This is a genomic window from Mycobacterium sp. pUA109 (assembly GCF_041287095.1).
In the GTDB taxonomy this organism is placed as follows: Bacteria; Actinomycetota; Actinomycetes; order Mycobacteriales; family Mycobacteriaceae; genus Mycobacterium.
On the sequence record NZ_JBGGKS010000015.1, the window covers coordinates 1 to 15915 of the forward strand.

Genomic DNA, 15915 nt, shown 5'->3' on the forward strand with positions numbered 1-15915 from the left:
GGCGAACACCCGCCGAAGAACTCGAGCGACTACTCTCAAACCCGTCCACATTCGTTGCAGCCACCGCTTGAATCCAAGGGCCAAATCCACGACCCTCAGCGCAAACTCAACGAGGCGGCGAGGCGGCGAGGCGGCTTGGCGCCTCAACCGTGCGGTGTGGCGCCTCAACCCGGCAGCTTGGCGCGCAACCACTGGATGGTGCCGAAATTCTTGGTCCGCACGCTGACGAAGCCGCGGTCTTCCAACAGGTCGCCGAGTTCGTCCTCGTCGAACACGTGGGCGCCGCCGTTAGGCAGCATCCGCCAAAACCGGGCGGCCCGCCCGGCGGTGGGGACCATCACGGCCAGGCGGCCGCCGGGGCGCAGTACCCGCGCCATCTCGGTGAGCGCGGCCGCCGGATCCGGGATCAGCTGCACCGCCGCGATCGAGACCACCGCATCGACCGTCGCATCGCGCAGCGGAAGCCGTTGCGCGTCGGCCCGCAGAAAGCCGGTCTGCGGACCGGATTCGGCACGCACCGCGCGGGCCAGCATCGGCTCGGAGATGTCGACACCCAACGCCAGCCCGCTTGGCCCCACCGCGCGCGCCAACGCCGCGGTGACCGGGCCGGGACCGCAGCCGACATCCAACGCGACCGCGCCGGGCCGCAGGTTCAACCACTCGGTGGGGTGTTGCCACGCGGAGATCAGCCGGCGTGACACCGCCTGGGCGTTGTCATAAAGCATCGATCCGACCGGGGAGGCCCACAGCGCCTGGATCGCACCGGTGTTCTTCGGCACCGCAGCATCCTCTACCGATTCGCCGCCCAACAGATCGAGGTAGCCCTTGCTGACGTCGGGCTGCGTCGGCGGATCGGTGAGCAACTCCAGCGCCCGGCGTAACGCGGGCGGCAACGTGCTGTCGAAGGTCATGCGTTGGCAGCCTACGCCCGATCGCGGCGCCCGCCGCCGATCACGTCGTGAAGTAGGCCTGCACCGCCGCCACGAACGTGTCGACATCGTCGGCGCTGACATCCAGGTGCGTCACGAACCGCGTCGGGTAGCGCAGCCGTGTGAGGATGCCGCGCTCGGTGAGCCACGCCTGCAGGCCCGCGCACTCCTGCGGCGGAAACTGCGCGAACACCATGTTGGTGGCCTGCGAGAGCACCTGTACGTCGCCGATCTGGGCGAGGCCCTCGGCCAGGCGCGCGGCGGTGGCGTGATCGTCGGCCAGCCGGGCGACATTGTGGTCGAGCGCGTACAGACACGCGGCGGCCAGCACGCCGGACTGGCGCATCCCGCCACCGAGCACTTTGCGCCAGCGGTGCGCCACCTCGATGAACGCCTTGCTGCCGAGCAGCACCGAACCCACCGGCGCGCCCAGGCCTTTGGAAAAGCAGATCGACACCGAGTCGAAGCCCTCGGTCAGCGCCGTCAGCGGCTGAGTCGAGGCGACCGCCGCATTGAATACCCGCGCGCCATCGAGGTGCGTGGACAGCCCGCGGTCGTGGGCGAACCGGGTGGCCTGGGCGACGTAGGCCGCCGGCAGCACCTTGCCGCCGATGGTGTTTTCCAGCGCGAGCAGGCGGGTGCGGGCGAAGTGATCATCGAGTGGCTTGATCGCGGCGGCGATGCGCTGGAGCGGGATCGTGCCGTCCTCGGCGTTGTCGAGTGGCTGGGGCTGGATGCTGCCGAGCACCGCGGCGCCGCCGCCTTCGTGGGTGTAGGTGTGGGCGGCTTGGCCGACGAGGTATTCGTCGCCGCGGCCGCAATGGGCCATCAGCGTGGTGAGGTTGCTTTGCGTGCCGCTGGGAAAGAACAGCCCGGCTTCCTTGCCCGCCTCCTCGGCCAGCCGGGACTGCAGGCGCAGGACGGTCGGGTCATCGCCCCATACGTCGTCGCCGGTCTCGGCGCGCGTCATGGCGGTGAGCATGGCTGGGCTCGGACGGGTGACGGTGTCGCTGCGCAGGTCGATCATGCGATGTAATCCTTGTGGTCGTAGGCCTCCGCGGCCAGTGTCCTCTAGCGCACCACGGGGTGACGGTGTCCGCGAAACGTACGCTGAACGGGTGAGCCGCGCAGCCGCTGATCTGCCCGACGTGGGCACCGGCGCGGCGGGACCGCGTCGGCGGGGCCGCCCGCGGCAGCTCAGCCGTGAGCTGATCGCTTCTGCTGCACGGGATATCGCCCCGGAGGCGCTGACGATGCAGGCCGTCGCCGACGCGCTGGGCGTCGACCCCAAGGCGCTGAACTACCACGTCGGAGACCGCGACGGCCTGCTGGAACTCGTGGCGCTGGACGTCTTCGAAACCGAACTGGCCCGCATCGAACTGGCCGGCGGCGGCGACTGGCGTGACGCGCTGCGCTGCTATGCCCGCGCCCAGCGCGACGCCACCATCAAACTCGGCGTGCTGGCGCTGTCGGTGCGCTTTCCCGGCTCGCGGGGGCTGGGGGCGTTGAGCCGGGTGGAAACCGTGCTGCAGGCACTGATTGACGCGGGATTTGGTCCCGACGAGGCCGGACGGGTGTTGACGTTCGTCACCGAGACCGCATTTTCGTCCGGGTTGGCCGCCGTCCAGGGCGCACAGAACCGGGTGCACCCCGATGTGCCCGAGGTGATCAATGCGTTGGAGAGCGCAGACGCACAAGACTTTCCGGCGCTGCGTCGGGTGGTCGCCGCCCGCGAACAGGCCGGGGACGATCCCGATCAGCTCGACTACAACCTGACGGTGATCATCGCCGGCTTGGAAGACCAACTTGCGGCGCGGCCACGGCGACCCTGAGATTTTTCCCGAAGCGGAAAAATTTTGGGCAAAAGCCTTCCCCGCCGGGGCGGCCCCGTGTAGACAGGGAGCGGCACGCAGGACGCGGCAAGTGAATGAGGCACACATGACAGCAGGCAATGGCGCCGCATACCGGGTTGTTCAATGGACGACCGGCAATGTCGGCAAAAGCTCGGTTCAAGCACTGGCCGCGCACCCGGATTTCGACCTGGTTGGCTGCTACGCCTGGTCGCCGGATAAGGCCGGCCGTGATGTCGGTGAACTCTGCGGCATCGCGCCGATCGGGGTGGCCGCGACCAACGACGTGGACGCGCTGCTGGAGCTGAAGCCGGACTGCGTCGTCTATAACCCGATGTGGATCGACGTCGACGAACTCACCCGCATCCTGTCCGCCGGGATCAACGTGGTGGCCTCCGCGTCGTTCATCACCGGCCACAACCTGGGCGCCGATCGGGAACGACTCGAGCAGGCCTGCCAGCGCGGCAAATCGACGATCTTCGGCTCGGGTGTCAGCCCCGGCTTCGCGGAACTGTTGGCGATCGTGGCCGCGACCGCGTGCGATCGGACCGACAAGGTCACCATCTCCGAATCGGCGGACACCACGTTCTATGACTCGCCGGACACCGAACGACCGGTCGGGTTCGGCACCCCGATCGATGACCCCGCGCTGCAGCCGATGGCCGCGAAGGGCACCGCGATCTTCGCCGAGGGGGTGCGGCTGATCGCCGACGCTATCGGAGTCGAGCTCGACGAAATCCGTTGTGACGCGCAGTATGCGCAGACCACCGAGGACCTCGACCTGGGTTCCTGGACGATCAACGCCGGCTGCGTGGCCGGCGTATTCGCCAGCTGGCAAGGCATCGTCGACGGCAAGACCGTTGTCGACCTCAACGTGCGCTGGCGCAAGGGCCAGACCCTCGACCCGGATTGGCAGCTCGACGGGGACGGTTGGGCGATCACGATTGACGGACGCCCGACGGTGAACATGAAAGTCGGATTCTTACCGCCGCCGGACTTTCACGGTGAAACGATCGCCGACTTCATGGTGCTTGGCCACATCATGACGGCCATGCCGCCGATCAACGCCATCCCGGCCGTGGTGGCCGCCGCGCCCGGCATCGTCACCTACACCGACCTGCCGCTGAATTTGCCGCGTACCGCGGCGGCCCGGATGATGACACGCCAAACCGCGTGACGCTCCGCAACCGGCGCACGACCTGCTGTAACAAGCACATTCACCTGGGCTTACGGGCCACCGTGAGGTGCGACGCAGGTTCACAAAACGGTATCGGCGCTCACATTGGGGTTGGCAACGGCGCGATCATTGCGCAATATAGAGACATGCTAAGCATACGGAAACTTGTGGGAACAGTGTTCGTAGCGGGTGCTGCGGCGGCGGTCGCCGTCGCACCAACGGCCGTGATGCTCGCCGACGCCCCGGCGGCCACGACCGATCACGTTGTCGCCGAGCCGAGCGGTAGCGGCGGCCCGGACGGCAACGGTGGCGGTAACGGCTGCGGCAGCGGCGCCGGCTGGCAGGGTTGCGGTGGCTGGAACCCCTTCCAGGGCGGCTTCGGTCACGGCTGCGTCAACGGCTTCTGCGGCGGTTGGGACGGCGCCCGCGGCTGGGGCGGCTGACCGCACGCCGCATCGCATTCAGGAATCCGAGCCCGGGAGTTCGGCCTGCACTTCGGCGCGCATGGCGTCGAAGCTGAAATACCCTCTGATTGGCGAACTCTCGGGCGGCGGGTCGGGATAGCTCCAGGCCACGTCGGCGATGACGGTGTCGCCGACCTCGGCTGACCAGTACGTGGCGGTCCCCTTGTAGTTGCAGTAGCTCGACGAGTCGGACCGGCGCAGCAGATCGGTGCGCACCTGCGATGCGGCCACGTATAGCCGTGGCTCCAGCGCGGTTTCGAACACGATCACGGTGTCGTCGGTGTCCACCAGGGCGGTACCGGCAACCGTCACCCGCAACCGCCGCCGGGTGGGCCGGCAGTCGACGCGGTGATACGGGTTCGGCGGATAGTGGACCAGCTGGCGGCCCTCTTCGAACCACGTATCGACCGCGTCCCACGGCACCTGGACATACCCGGCCGCGGCCGGTTCCGGGCTGCCGGGTAGTTCCGCGACGTCCGCGGCGGGAAACGCGTAGCTGAGCGGGCGATCCCGGCGGTGCACGAGCAGCGCCCGCTCGGTGTCGATCACCAGGTGCCCGTGGCGAAAAGCCTGAACGCGCCGCGGGTGCGGTTCGACGTACACCGGCTCGGCCGGCAGGGGCGGGACGAACCAGCCCGCGGGATCGTGACTGAGCGGACCGCGTCCGGCGACAAGGCTCATCGTGGGGCTCCTGAGGTTCCGGAGAGGGTGGACCAAGGTTTACAAATCAAACCTGAAATGTCACTCTCTTGGGAAGGTCTGCCGTCGCGGACCACATTCCGGACCGGATCGAAGGTGCTAGATGCGTTTCGCGATCACCCATCCCATGCACAGCCATCCCTACAATCCGGAGCTGGTGACCGGAGCCGGGGTGGCCACGGTCGCGGCGGCGGCGGAGGCAGCGGGGTTCGACGGGTTCGGTTTCACCGACCATCCCGCACCCACCCAACGCTGGCTTGATGCCGGGGGACACGACGCGCTGGATCCGTTCGTGGCGATGGGTTTTGCCGCCGCGCACACCGCCACCCTGCGGCTGATCCCCAACATCGTGGTGTTGCCCTATCGGAACCCGTTTGTGGTGGCCAAGTCCGGTGCCACGCTCGATCTGCTGTCGGGAGGCCGGTTCACGCTGGCGGTGGGCGTCGGCTACCTCAAGCGCGAATTCGCGGCGCTGGGTGTGGACTACGAGGAACGCACCCAACTGTTCGAGGAAGCGCTGTCGGTGATCCGCACGGTGTGGACCACCGACGATATCTCGGTGGAGGGGAAGCATTTCGCCGCGCGGGGGATTACCGCGCACCCGCGGCCGGTCAGCCGGCCGCACCCGCCGATCTGGATCGGCGGCAACACCGGCGCGGCACGCCAGCGCGTCGCCGAGCACGGCGACGGGTGGTGTCCGTTCGCGGCGCCGGCCGGGCTCGCCGCGACCGCGCGCACCGCGTCGCTGGACACCGCGGAGCACCTGGCCGCCGGCATCGACGACCTGCGCCGCCGACTGGACGCCGCGGGCCGTGATGGGTCGCAGGTCGACGTCACCTTCACCAACCTCGCCGGCGGCAACCCCGGTGACGACGACTTCAACGCCGACGCCTATCTGAGTGGGTTGGACAAGCTGGCGGCCTTGGGGGTCACCTGGGTGCAGGTCCCGGTGCCGGGTGACAGCCTGGCGCACCTGTTGGAGACCCTGGACCGGTTCCGGGTCCAGGTCATCGAGCCGGCTACGCGGGTTTGACCCCCACCGTGAGCAGGTCCGACACCAGCTTCGTCCAGGTGGGCCGGTGGACCCGATGCTGTTCACTGACGCTCAGCCCGGCCCCCTCGAACAGCGTCCGCATCTCCGCCGGCGACGGGTTGTGCGCCGGCGTCAATCGGTTGGCGGAGAACCGATGAAAGGGTAGGGGCTGGCGCGGGCTCATCGTGGTCACCGCCGCCACCCCGCCCGGAGCGAGCACGCGGTGGAATTCCCGCAGCGCGGCGGGCTGATCGAAGAAGTGAAACGCCGACGTGGTGACCACGGCGTCGAGGGCACCGTCGTCGAACGGCAGCTGCTCGGCGGGGCCTTTCAACCACTGCACCCGTGCCGACCGGGCGCGGGCTTCCGCCAACATGCCGTCGGACATGTCCACCCCGTGCACCGCGGCGGGCTGCAACTCCCGTTCGATCCGATCCGCCAGAATCCCGGTCCCGCAGGCGATGTCGGCAACCGTGGCGGCTCCGTGGCTGTGCAGCTGGGCGACCACCTCATCGTGGGCGGGGCGGTAGACCCAGCGTTGCAGGAAGGCCTGGTCGTATATCGGCGCGGCGAAGCTCCAAAACCGCGTGATCGCGGTGTTAAGTCCTCGGCGTTGCACCGCCAGGCCGGCGGGAGATGAGCTGCTCATAGGTCCTGTCCTTACCGCAAGGTGGAGGTGTAGTAGATCGTGTCGGCCACCGAGACCGAGTCGGCGCTTTCGGATATGGGGGCCAGACCGTTGTCGGCGAACAACTGGCGTGCCGTCGTGCCGACCGAGCGCCAACCCCGCTGCTGCAGGTAGGCGCCCACGTCGTGGCGCTCCCCGTCGTAGCCCAAATCCGCGAACTCCACATCGATGCCGTGCTCGCGCCACTTGGCGGTGGCCGCACGCATGGTGTCGCGGGCTTGGCCCAGATCCAGGTCCGACATGTTCGGGACGGCCTCGACCGCCACCCGGCTGCCCTCGGCGCTGAGCGCGGTGATGTCGTCGAGCAGGCGGTCCTGGGCGGTCGGCGGCAGGTACCCCAGCAGACCCTCGGCGATCCACGCGGTGGGGCGGGTACTGTCCAGGCCCGCATCCCGGACTGCGGCCGGCCAATCCTGGCGCAGGTCGATCGCCACCGTGCGCAGATCGGTGCGGGGTGTGGCCCCCAGGTCGGCCAACGTGCGGGTCTTGAACTCGATGACCTGCGGCTGGTCGATCTCGAACACGGTCATATCGGCGGGCCACGCCAGCCGGTATGACCGCGCGTCCAGGCCGGACGCCAAGATAACCGCTTGGCGGATGCCGGAGCGGGTCGCGTCGGCGAAGAAGGCATCGAAGTAGCGGGTGCGCACGGCCATAGCGTCGGGCAGGTACGCCAACCGCCACCCGGATTCGTTGTTGTCGACATCGGCGACATCGAGGTCACCGCTGACCCAGCGGGTGAAGAAATCCACCCCGACCGCACGGACCAGCGGTGCGGCGAACGGGTCGTCGATCAGCGGGTTTGCGCTGTTGGCCGCGATGGCGCGGGCAGCGGCCACCATGGTCGCCGTTGCGCCCACGCTGGTCGCCAAATCCCAGGTGTCGTTGTCGGTGCGTGTCATGCGAGGTCCTTCCATGGCTGCGAGCCAGCCCAATGCTTAGCCAGTATAACGAACTGGCGCCGGGGCGGCCGGCGACGCGAGTGCGACCGTGGCGGTGGCCGACAAGGCGATGCCTGCGGATATGCTTCCGGGGTTAGATACTGTAAGGTTTACTGTTTGTTAGTCCGGTTCGCGTTGGGCGGCACAGGAGGTGACGTGAGAACAGCGCAGCTCGTTTTCGACCCGTTCTCGGAGGATTTCTTCAACGGTCCCTACGAGACGTACCGGCGGATGCGGGCGGACGCCCCGGTCTATTACAACGAGCAATACGACTTCTACGCGCTGTCGCGGCATGCCGACGTCGCCGCGGCGTTCAAGGACTTCGAGACGTACTCCTCGGCATACGGGGTGGATCTGGGGATGGTGCGCACCGGGCAGCCGGTGCCGGCGAAGATGATCATCTCGCTGGATCCCCCCGAGCACCGGCACATGCGCAGCCTGGTGAACAAGGTGTTCACGCCGCGGGCGATCATGGCGCTACGCCAGATGGTCACCGAGCAGATCGAGGGGCTGTTGGCCGCGGCCGATCCGACCGGGTTCGACGTCGTGCAAGACTTCTCGGCGCTGTTCCCCGTGGAGGTGATCACCCGGATGCTGGGGGTGCCCACCGAGTACCGCCAGAAGGTGCGGCTGTGGATCGACGAGTTGTTGCATCGCGATCCGGGCCAAATCGACATGTCCGACGCCGGCAATCAGGCGATGGCCGAATCCTGGGTGATGTACTACGAGCTCATCCAGCAGCGCCGCGCCGAGCCGCAAGACGACATGATCAGCAGGCTGATCGCCGCCGAGATCGAACGCGAGGACGGGGAGCGGACCCGCCTGAGGGGCTCCGAGATCGCCGGTTTCGCCACCCTGTTGGGTGGGGCGGGGGCCGAAACGGTGACCAAGCTGATCGGCAACGCGGCGACGGTGTTCGCCCAGCACCCCGACGAGTGGCAGAAGCTGCTCGATGACCGCAGCAAGATCCCGGCGGCGGTGGAAGAGCTGCTGCGCTACGAGGCGCCGGCCCAGTACAACGTGCGTCGCTCGATGAAAACGGTGCACCTGCACGGGTGCACCATCCCGGCGGGCAAGCCGGTGTTCCTGGTCGGCGGCTCGGCCAACCGCGATCCCGACGCCTGGACCGACCCCGACACCTTCAACATCGACCGGGACCGCACCGAGGCGCAGAATCTGGGCTTCGGGTACGGGATTCACAGCTGCCTGGGCGCGGCGCTGGCCCGGATGGAAGCCGCCATCGCGCTGGAAAAGATGCTCGACTTCATGCCCCGCTACGAGGTGTTGTGGGAGGGATGTCAGCGGGTGAGCATGCAGAACGTGGCCGGTTGGTCGCACGTCCCGGTCCGCGTGTTGCCGTGACCGACACCGCCCTGGCGTCCTACCGCCTGCACGTCATTGCGGCGACGGCCGCCGACGCGGTGCAGCACGCCGGTGGCTGGCTGTTCGATCACGTCATGGCGGGGTGGAAGGTCACGGTGGTGCTCGTCGACGCCGGCGGGGCCCAAGCGTTGCAGATCCTCGGCGCCGACGCGGCCCCGTTGGACTCCGGTGTCCTGGAAGAAAGTCCGCGCGCGCTGGGTGTCTCGGCCGAGCTGTACACCGGCGATCCGCGGCTGCGCCGCCTCGTGCGTGACATCGCCGACCACCCGGACGTCGAAGTGTTGCTGTGGGACCCAACCGCGCCCACCGCCGAGCAGGGGGTCGGCGTGGTGCGGTACCGATTGGGCGCCGCCGCCCGCGCGTTCAAGGCCGAAGCCCTAGCCGCCGCGGGTAGCGGCAGAACGAGCCTGTCGCCGACCGAAACGTTTCGCACCGTGGCCAGGCAGCGGCTACCACCGCATGCCGACCTTGCCACCGCGGACGCCCTGAGCCAAGGTTAGAAGCCGTGACCGACTGCCGCATCCGCACCGACGTCGCGCCGTATGCGGTCGACGCCGAACGTGCCGCCCGGCTGTGGTCGCTGTCCGAGTCGCTGGTGTCGCGGTGAAGGTCCACCTGCAGGTCGACGGGGCACCGGACAACGCGCGGGAAAGCGCCCGTGCGATCGCCGAACTGGGGGCCGATGGCCTCTTCTCGTTCGAAGGCCCGCACGACGTGTTTGTCCCGCTGGTGGTGGCCGCGCAGGAAACCGATCTGGAACTGATGACGAACGTCGCGATCGCCGGCCCGCGTAGTCCGTTGCATCTCGCGCACTCCGCCTATGACCTGCAGGTGCTCAGCGGGGGTCGGTTCCGGCTGGGCCTCGGCTCGCAGATCCGGGCGCACATCGAGAAGCGGTACGGCAGCCAGTGGGGCAAGCCGGCGAACCGAACGGCCGAGTCTGTCGCCGCGGTACGGGCCATCTTCGCGGCGTGGGAAGGCGAGGCCCCGCTGCAGTTTCGGGGCGAGTTCTTCACCCACACGTTGATGCCGCCCAACTTCAATCCCGGGCCCAACCCGTACGGTGTGCCGCCGGTATTGATGGGTGCGCTCGGGCCGGTGATGACCCGGAAGGCCGCCGAGGTCGCCGACGGGCTGCTGGTGATGCCGTTCAACAGCACCCGGCATTTTGCCGAACGCACGCTACCGGCGATTGCCGAAGGATTGCGGAGGTCGGGGCGGGCCGCGGGCGAGTTTCAGATCGTGGGCCAGGCCATGGTGGCCGTTGCGCGCACCGAGGCCGGTTTGGCGAGGGCGATCGACGGCGTGGCGTCGCTGATCGCCTTCTACGGATCCACGCCCAACTACCGGCCGGTCTTGGAGGTGGAGGACTGGGCGGACCTGCAACCGCGGCTCAACGCACTGTCCAAGCAGGGCAAGTATGCGGACATGCGGGCCTTAGTCACCGAGCCGATGGTGCGGACCTTGGGTATCGTGGGCACCCCGGAGGAATGTGCAGACCGGATCCGAGAACGCTACGGCCAGCACGCATCCGACATCTGCTGCTACTTTCCCGGCTACTCGCCGGAGCGCGGCGACCTCGCCGACCTGGTCACGGCATTGCACGAAATCGCGGTGCCCGACGTCGCGCTGGCATAGTCCGGGCGATACCGCCCCATCGGCGGCTACGGTCCGTCGTCGTCTTCATCGTCTTCGTTGGTGTTGTGGTGGGGGTGTTTGTCGGGGTGCCAGTAGTTGTTGGTTCTGGGTTGGCCGTGGTCGAGGTGTGGGGGTGGGAGGGTTTAGGTTTACCGCGGCGCGACGGGTTGCGGGACGACAGCCTGTGGCACGACCGGTTGCGGCGCAACGGCTTGCGGTACAACCGGTTGGGGTACGACGCCGGCTTGCGGCACGCCCGGTTGGGGTACGACGCCGGCTTGCGGCGCGACCGCCGCGGGGACGACGGGTTGCGGCGCGACCGCCGGTGGGACGCCCGGTTGCGGCGCGACGGCTAGCGGCGCACCCGGTTGCGGCGCGCCCGGCGGCGGGGCCGCCGGTTGCGGCGGGCCGGCCAGCACCCGCAGCAGATCGGGTTTCATCGCCTGCAGCTGCGATCCCCAATAGCCCCAGCTATGTGTGCCGTTCGACGGAAAGTTGAACACGCCGTTGTGGCCGCCCGCGGCCAGATACTTCTGCTGGAACTCCTTGTTGGTTTTGATGGTGATGTTTTCCAGGAACTGCGCGCTGTACTGCGTGCCGAAATCCCCGGCGCCGTCGAGATCCGACAGCGTCCCGTTGCCGCAATACACCCAAATCGCGGTGTTGTTGGCCACCAACCGGCCGATGTTGACCATCGGATCGTTGCGCCGCCACGCGGGATCGTTGGCGGTCCCCCACATATCCGTCGCCGTGTAGCCGCCGGCGTCCTTCATCGCGAAGCCGATCATGGTGGGCCACAACCCTTGCGACGGGTTGAGGAAGCCCGACAGCGAGCTGGCGAAAACGAACTGCGCGGGATGCCAGATCGCCAGGGTCAGCGCCGCGCCCCCGGCCATCGACAGGCCCACCACGGCATTGCCGACCGCCGACACCGTCCGGTTGCTGGCCAACCAGGCCGGCAACTCCTGGGTCAGGAAGGTCTCCCATTTGTAGGTTTGGCAGCCGGCGCTGCCGCAGGCCGGCTTGTACCAGTCGCTGTAGAAGCTGGACTGGCCGCCCACCGGCATGATGACCGATATGCCGGACTGGTAAAACCACTCGAACGCGGCGGTGTTGATGTCCCAGCCGCTGTTGTCGTCTTGCGCGCGCAGGCCGTCCAGCAGGTACAGCGCCTGCGGGCCGCCGCCCTGGAACTCGACCTTGATGTCGCGGCCCATCGCCGGGGAGGGCACCTCCAGGTATTCGACCGGCAGGCCCTTACGGGAGAACGCCGCGGACGTGGGGGTGCAGCTGGGCGCGCCGGCCAGACCCAGCAGCGTCGCCGCCAACAGCGTGACCGCGGCGACACGACGCGGCCGTATCCGGGAAACCTTGCGCACGAACATCGCCCACACCGGCCGTTCTCCCCTGCCTCGTCGGTTGTCTCACCGGCAAGCTAACAGAGCAGCGGCCCACCGCCATTCGGCCGCGCGGGCCGTAATTGCCTCGTGACCAACGTGATCCGATTGTGACGTCGAGTCCCTTAGGGTCGACCCGGCGCCGGCGGCAGGATGGGCGGCAGGCCCAGGCCGGGCGGTGGCGCTTGCGGCGGCGGCGGGCAGGTGGGTGGGCAGTCGACCAGCTGCCAGGGCTGGCAGTGGTCGGTCTTGAAGGCGGTGTCGCCCGGCTCGATCTGCACGACCTGCGGCTTCTTGGTCATCGCATTGTCGACGATCTTGTCGCCGCTCAACCGCTTCCAGTAGCACACCCCGTCACCGGCGGGGCCCTCGGAACTGTAGGTGCCCGGCGCGATGTCGGTGCCGACCTTGTAGGTGCCGTCCTTGTCGATCGCCGCTTTCGGGGCGGGTGCCGGACTCGCCGGACCCGGCGGCGGCCCGGGCGGTGGGCCCGGCGGGGGAGGGGGATCCGCGTGCGCGACGCCGCCACCGCCGCACCAACTCGCGATCGCCAGTGCGGCGGCCGCCACGGCAACCTTCGTTGACCTCATGGAATGCCAGGGTAGCCGGACCACCGGGGTGCGCGCTGTCACACCGGCGTCGCCGGCCAGGGTCCAGGCGGCGCTAGCCGGCGCGGCAGCTGATCTCCATACTGTCGGAGTCGCGGACCGGGAAGTTCACCCCGACGTAGCCGTTGCCGGGATCGCGCACGTAGTCCAGGTAGGCCTGGGTGCCCTCCATCTCGGTGTTGTCGGCGACGACCAGGGTCCCCGGCGACAGCCGCGGCTCCAGCAACTGCAGCACCGGCAGGTAGAGCTCCTTCCACCCGTCGAGCAGCACCAAGTCGACCGCGCCGTCCAGCTCGGCCAGGGTGGTGAGCGCGTCCCCGGCCAGCACGGTAATCACATCGTCGACCCCGGCTGCGGCGAAGTTCTCCTTCGCCGCGGCGATTTTGGTGTCGCTGAGTTCGGTGGTGATGACGCGTCCGGTGCCGTTGTCGCGGACCGCGGCCGCCAGGTGGATAGCGGAAATACCGAACGACATGCCGAATTCGACCACCGTGGCCGGCCGGGTGGCCCGCACCAGCGAATACAGCAGCCGACCGGCTTCCGGGGTGACCGGGATGTAGAACTCACTGAACGCGTCGGCACGCTCCTGCGCGCTGGCCGACGACAGCCGCTCAAAGTCGTCGTGGCGGGCCCGCAGCAACGGCATCTGTTTCTCGGTGGCGGCATACATGCGGTCTAGGACTGATTTGACGCGCGGGTCGTGCAGTGTGATGGCCATGAATGGAGCGTAGGCGGCACCGCCGCGCCGTGGTGGCCCACCCGCCCGGGCGGTGACCGCCGTCACTAGAACCGCTGCGCGGGAACCGAATTCCCTACCTTACCGACGTGTCGTCGGCGTTCTGCGGGTGTTTGCCACCTAAGCTGGCTGTGGTCCGGACAGGGAGGGTGTGACGTATCGGCGGCAATAGCGGCGTGCCCAGGACGGCTGCTCGGGGCACCGCGCCAGCGAGTACCGGAGCGGCCGAGCGCTACCCCGCGTCCGTGCGCACCACCGGAAAGCCCCGCTGGGTTGCCCCCGTCCCCCGCGCCGCCCGGCTCACCACCTCCCGCGGCGAAGACGCCGCCCGACGCCGGCAACGCCGGCCGGGCATCCACGCCCTGGACGGTCTTCGGGCGGTCGCCGTCGCGTTGGTGCTGGCCGAACACGGCGGCATCCCCGGCGTCGGCGGGGGCTTCATCGGGGTGGACCTGTTCTTTGTGCTCAGCGGTTTTTTGATCACGTCGCTGCTGCTGGACGAGCTCGGCCGCACCGGCCGCATCGACCTGGCCGGGTTCTGGGTCCGCCGCGGCCGTCGGCTGCTGCCCGCGCTGCTGCTGATGGTGTTGACGGTCGCCGTCGCGCGCGAGCTGTTCCCGTCGAGCGCCGTCGCCGGCCTGCGCGACGACGCGATCGCCGCGTTCTGCTGGGTGGCCAACTGGCGGTTCGTCTTCGCCAAGACCGATTACTTCACCCAGGGCGGCACCCCCTCCCCGCTGCAGCATGCCTGGTCACTGGGGGTGGAGGAGCAGTACTACCTGGTGTGGCCGCTGCTGGTGGTGGGGGTCGCGCTGCTGTTGGCGTGGCGCGCCCGGCGCCGCGAGCGCTGCGCCACCCTCGGCGGCGTGCGGCTGAGTGTGTTGGTGCTGGCGACCCTGGGCGCGGCGGGCTCGGCGGCCGCGGCGATCGTGCTGGCCTCCGACGCTAGCCGAGACCGCATCTATTTCGGTACCGATACCCGCGCGCAAGCCCTGCTGATCGGGGCCGCGGCGGCCGCACTGCTGGTCCGGGACTGGTCGGCGCTGATGGCCGGGTGGCCGGTGATCCGGTCGCGCTGGGGCAGATGGGCGGCGCGGTTGCTGCCGCCGGTCGGCGTGGCGGTGTTAGCGGCGGCGGCCCACTACGCCACCGGCAACGCCCGCGAGTTCCGCTCCGGCTCGCTGACCGTGGTGGCCGTGGCCGCCATCCTGGTCATCGCGCCGGTGGCGTTGCACCAGGACGGCCTGCTGGCCCGGGTGTTGTCCTGGCGCCCGCTAGTGTGGCTGGGCGCCATCTCCTACGGCGTGTACCTGTGGCACTGGCCGATCTTCCTGGTGGTCAACGGGGAACGCACCGGATGGTCGGGCTGGCGGCTGTTCGCGGTGCGCTGCGCGGTCACCGTGGCGGTGGCCGCCGTGTCGTGGTGGGCGATCGAACAGCCGATCCGGCGGTGGCGGCCGGTGTTGGTGCCGCAGTTGCCGCTGGCGGGGGCCACCATCGCCACCGCCGTCGCGGTGACCGTGCTGGTCGTACCGGTCGGCACCCAGCCGCGCGCGGACCGCACGCCCGGCCTGCCGCCCGGGATTTCGGCCGCGGCGGCGGTGTCGCCGTCACCGCCGGTCAAAAAGCGTCCGGCGCGCGCCGTCGCGCAGCGCGACCCCCACCGACCCCGCACCGTGTCGGTATTCGGTGACTCGATCGGCTGGACGCTGATGCACTACCTGCCGGCCACCCCCGGCTACGACTTCATCGACCACACCATCATCGGCTGCAGCATTGTGCGGGCTGGGCCGTACAGCTACTCCGGGGAGACCCTGGACCAAAAATCCGAATGCGACGCCTGGCCCAGTCGATGGGCCCAGCAGGTCGCCACCGACCAGCCGGATGTGGCGCTGCTGATCATCGGCCGGTGGGAGACGGTGGACCGGGTCAACGAGGGCCGCTGGACCCACATCGGTGACCCCACCTTCGACGCGTACCTCACCGTCGAACTGCGCCGCGCGTTCGACGTGCTCGGCTCCACCGGCGCCCGGGTGGCGGTCACCACGGTGCCCTACAGCCGCTACGGGGAGAAACCGGACGGCAGCCTGTACCCCGAGGACGACCCGCACCGGGTCGATCAGTGGAACGCGCTGCTACGCCGCGTGATCGGCCACAACCGCAACATCACGGTGGTCGACCTCAACAAGAAGCTCTGCCCGGACGGCGTCTACACCGCCAAGGTCGACGGCATCAAGGTCCGCAGCGACGGCGTGCACTTCACCCAAGAGGGCGCGGAGTGGCTGACCCCGTGGCTGGAGCAGGCCCTGCGCTAACGGCATGTGCGCAGCTTCACAGCGGAGCACCCTTCCCGGAATAAAATTAGTTTTGCT

At 68.8% G+C, this 15915-nt stretch carries 16 protein-coding genes; 8 read left to right on the top strand and 8 right to left on the bottom strand.

The window, feature by feature from the left end; all coding sequences use genetic code 11:
• Positions 1-164: 164 nt before the first annotated feature.
• Together ACAG26_RS17435 and ltaE are read right to left on the bottom strand one after the other, a co-directional pair.
• Positions 165-911: a methyltransferase domain-containing protein gene (locus tag ACAG26_RS17435; protein ID WP_370484330.1), complete on the bottom strand. Its 747-nt coding sequence runs from the start codon at positions 909-911 to the stop codon at positions 165-167.
• Between the two features lie 40 nt (positions 912-951).
• A complete protein-coding gene (ltaE, locus tag ACAG26_RS17440) occupies positions 952-1956 on the bottom strand; it encodes a low-specificity L-threonine aldolase (protein WP_370484331.1) in 1005 nt (334 codons plus the stop codon).
• 91 nt (positions 1957-2047) lie between these two features.
• On the opposite strand from ltaE, the gene ACAG26_RS17445 reads away from it, so the two are divergent.
• From ACAG26_RS17445 to ACAG26_RS17455, 3 genes are all read left to right on the top strand, one after another.
• On the top strand, positions 2048-2761 hold the full coding sequence (locus tag ACAG26_RS17445) for a TetR/AcrR family transcriptional regulator C-terminal domain-containing protein (protein WP_370484332.1): 714 nt from the start codon (positions 2048-2050) through the stop codon (positions 2759-2761).
• A gap of 106 nt (positions 2762-2867) precedes the next feature.
• Positions 2868-3956, top strand: coding sequence for a dihydrodipicolinate reductase (locus ACAG26_RS17450; RefSeq protein ID WP_370484333.1), 1089 nt, complete (start codon positions 2868-2870; stop codon positions 3954-3956).
• 146 nt (positions 3957-4102) lie between these two features.
• A complete protein-coding gene (locus ACAG26_RS17455; protein ID WP_071028628.1) occupies positions 4103-4399 on the top strand; it encodes a hypothetical protein in 297 nt (98 codons plus the stop codon).
• 18 nt (positions 4400-4417) lie between these two features.
• On the opposite strand, the gene ACAG26_RS17460 is transcribed toward ACAG26_RS17455, so the two are convergent.
• A complete protein-coding gene (locus ACAG26_RS17460) occupies positions 4418-5101 on the bottom strand; it encodes a DUF427 domain-containing protein (RefSeq protein WP_370484334.1) in 684 nt (227 codons plus the stop codon).
• Positions 5102-5222: 121 nt separating this feature from the next.
• Between ACAG26_RS17460 and ACAG26_RS17465 the strand changes: the two genes are divergently transcribed.
• Complete coding sequence (locus tag ACAG26_RS17465) at positions 5223-6152, top strand: LLM class F420-dependent oxidoreductase (protein ID WP_370484335.1); 930 nt, start codon at positions 5223-5225, stop codon at positions 6150-6152.
• On the opposite strand, the gene ACAG26_RS17470 is transcribed toward ACAG26_RS17465, so the two are convergent.
• Positions 6139-6801 (bottom strand): class I SAM-dependent methyltransferase, encoded by a 663-nt coding sequence (locus tag ACAG26_RS17470; RefSeq protein ID WP_370484336.1) that lies wholly within the window; start codon positions 6799-6801, stop codon positions 6139-6141. The two genes, ACAG26_RS17465 and ACAG26_RS17470, sit on opposite strands and share 14 nt — an antisense overlap.
• 11 nt (positions 6802-6812) lie before the next feature.
• Positions 6813-7742 carry an SAM-dependent methyltransferase gene (locus ACAG26_RS17475; RefSeq protein ID WP_370484337.1) on the bottom strand — a complete coding sequence of 310 codons (930 nt, stop codon included), beginning with the start codon at positions 7740-7742 and terminating at the stop codon, positions 6813-6815.
• 195 nt (positions 7743-7937) lie between these two features.
• On the opposite strand from ACAG26_RS17475, the gene ACAG26_RS17480 reads away from it, so the two are divergent.
• The 3 genes from ACAG26_RS17480 to ACAG26_RS17490 all read left to right on the top strand — a co-directional run bounded on the left by ACAG26_RS17480 (position 7938) and on the right by ACAG26_RS17490 (position 10802).
• On the top strand, positions 7938-9143 hold the full coding sequence (locus ACAG26_RS17480) for a cytochrome P450 (RefSeq protein ID WP_370484338.1): 1206 nt from the start codon (positions 7938-7940) through the stop codon (positions 9141-9143).
• On the top strand, positions 9140-9664 hold the full coding sequence (locus ACAG26_RS17485; RefSeq protein ID WP_370484339.1) for a hypothetical protein: 525 nt from the start codon (positions 9140-9142) through the stop codon (positions 9662-9664). The genes ACAG26_RS17480 and ACAG26_RS17485 overlap by 4 nt, the downstream gene beginning before the upstream one ends.
• 103 nt (positions 9665-9767) lie before the next feature.
• Entirely contained in the window at positions 9768-10802 is a 1035-nt protein-coding gene (locus ACAG26_RS17490) for a TIGR03617 family F420-dependent LLM class oxidoreductase (RefSeq protein ID WP_370484340.1), read from the top strand.
• Between the two features lie 149 nt (positions 10803-10951).
• Here the strand turns inward: ACAG26_RS17490 and ACAG26_RS17495 are convergent, their stop codons facing one another.
• The 3 genes from ACAG26_RS17495 to ACAG26_RS17505 all read right to left on the bottom strand — a co-directional run bounded on the left by ACAG26_RS17495 (position 10952) and on the right by ACAG26_RS17505 (position 13525).
• A complete protein-coding gene (locus tag ACAG26_RS17495; RefSeq protein ID WP_370484477.1) occupies positions 10952-12187 on the bottom strand; it encodes an alpha/beta hydrolase-fold protein in 1236 nt (411 codons plus the stop codon).
• A gap of 137 nt (positions 12188-12324) precedes the next feature.
• A complete protein-coding gene (locus ACAG26_RS17500) occupies positions 12325-12789 on the bottom strand; it encodes a hypothetical protein (protein WP_370484341.1) in 465 nt (154 codons plus the stop codon).
• Between the two features lie 73 nt (positions 12790-12862).
• On the bottom strand, positions 12863-13525 hold the full coding sequence (locus ACAG26_RS17505; RefSeq protein WP_370484342.1) for an O-methyltransferase: 663 nt from the start codon (positions 13523-13525) through the stop codon (positions 12863-12865).
• A 263-nt stretch (positions 13526-13788) separates the two neighbouring features.
• Here ACAG26_RS17505 and ACAG26_RS17510 point away from each other — a divergent pair, with 263 nt between their 5' ends.
• Positions 13789-15858 (top strand): acyltransferase family protein, encoded by a 2070-nt coding sequence (locus ACAG26_RS17510; RefSeq protein ID WP_370484343.1) that lies wholly within the window; start codon positions 13789-13791, stop codon positions 15856-15858.
• Positions 15859-15915 lie beyond the last annotated feature (57 nt).

Bases quoted from the DNA above. Each gene is read 5' to 3' on its own strand.
- ACAG26_RS17435 (WP_370484330.1), bottom strand. From the start codon at position 911: ATGACCTTCGACAGCACGTTGCCGCCCGCGTTACGCCGGGCGCTGGAG.
- ltaE (WP_370484331.1), bottom strand. From the start codon at position 1,956: ATGATCGACCTGCGCAGCGACACCGTCACCCGTCCGAGCCCAGCCATG.
- ACAG26_RS17450 (WP_370484333.1), top strand. From the start codon at position 2,868: ATGACAGCAGGCAATGGCGCCGCATACCGGGTTGTTCAATGGACGACC.
- ACAG26_RS17455 (WP_071028628.1), top strand. From the start codon at position 4,103: ATGCTAAGCATACGGAAACTTGTGGGAACAGTGTTCGTAGCGGGTGCT.
- ACAG26_RS17460 (WP_370484334.1), bottom strand. From the start codon at position 5,101: ATGAGCCTTGTCGCCGGACGCGGTCCGCTCAGTCACGATCCCGCGGGC.
- ACAG26_RS17465 (WP_370484335.1), top strand. From the start codon at position 5,223: ATGCGTTTCGCGATCACCCATCCCATGCACAGCCATCCCTACAATCCG.
- ACAG26_RS17470 (WP_370484336.1), bottom strand. From the start codon at position 6,801: ATGAGCAGCTCATCTCCCGCCGGCCTGGCGGTGCAACGCCGAGGACTT.
- ACAG26_RS17475 (WP_370484337.1), bottom strand. From the start codon at position 7,742: ATGACACGCACCGACAACGACACCTGGGATTTGGCGACCAGCGTGGGC.
- ACAG26_RS17495 (WP_370484477.1), bottom strand. From the start codon at position 12,187: ATGTTCGTGCGCAAGGTTTCCCGGATACGGCCGCGTCGTGTCGCCGCG.
- ACAG26_RS17500 (WP_370484341.1), bottom strand. From the start codon at position 12,789: ATGAGGTCAACGAAGGTTGCCGTGGCGGCCGCCGCACTGGCGATCGCG.
- ACAG26_RS17505 (WP_370484342.1), bottom strand. From the start codon at position 13,525: ATGGCCATCACACTGCACGACCCGCGCGTCAAATCAGTCCTAGACCGC.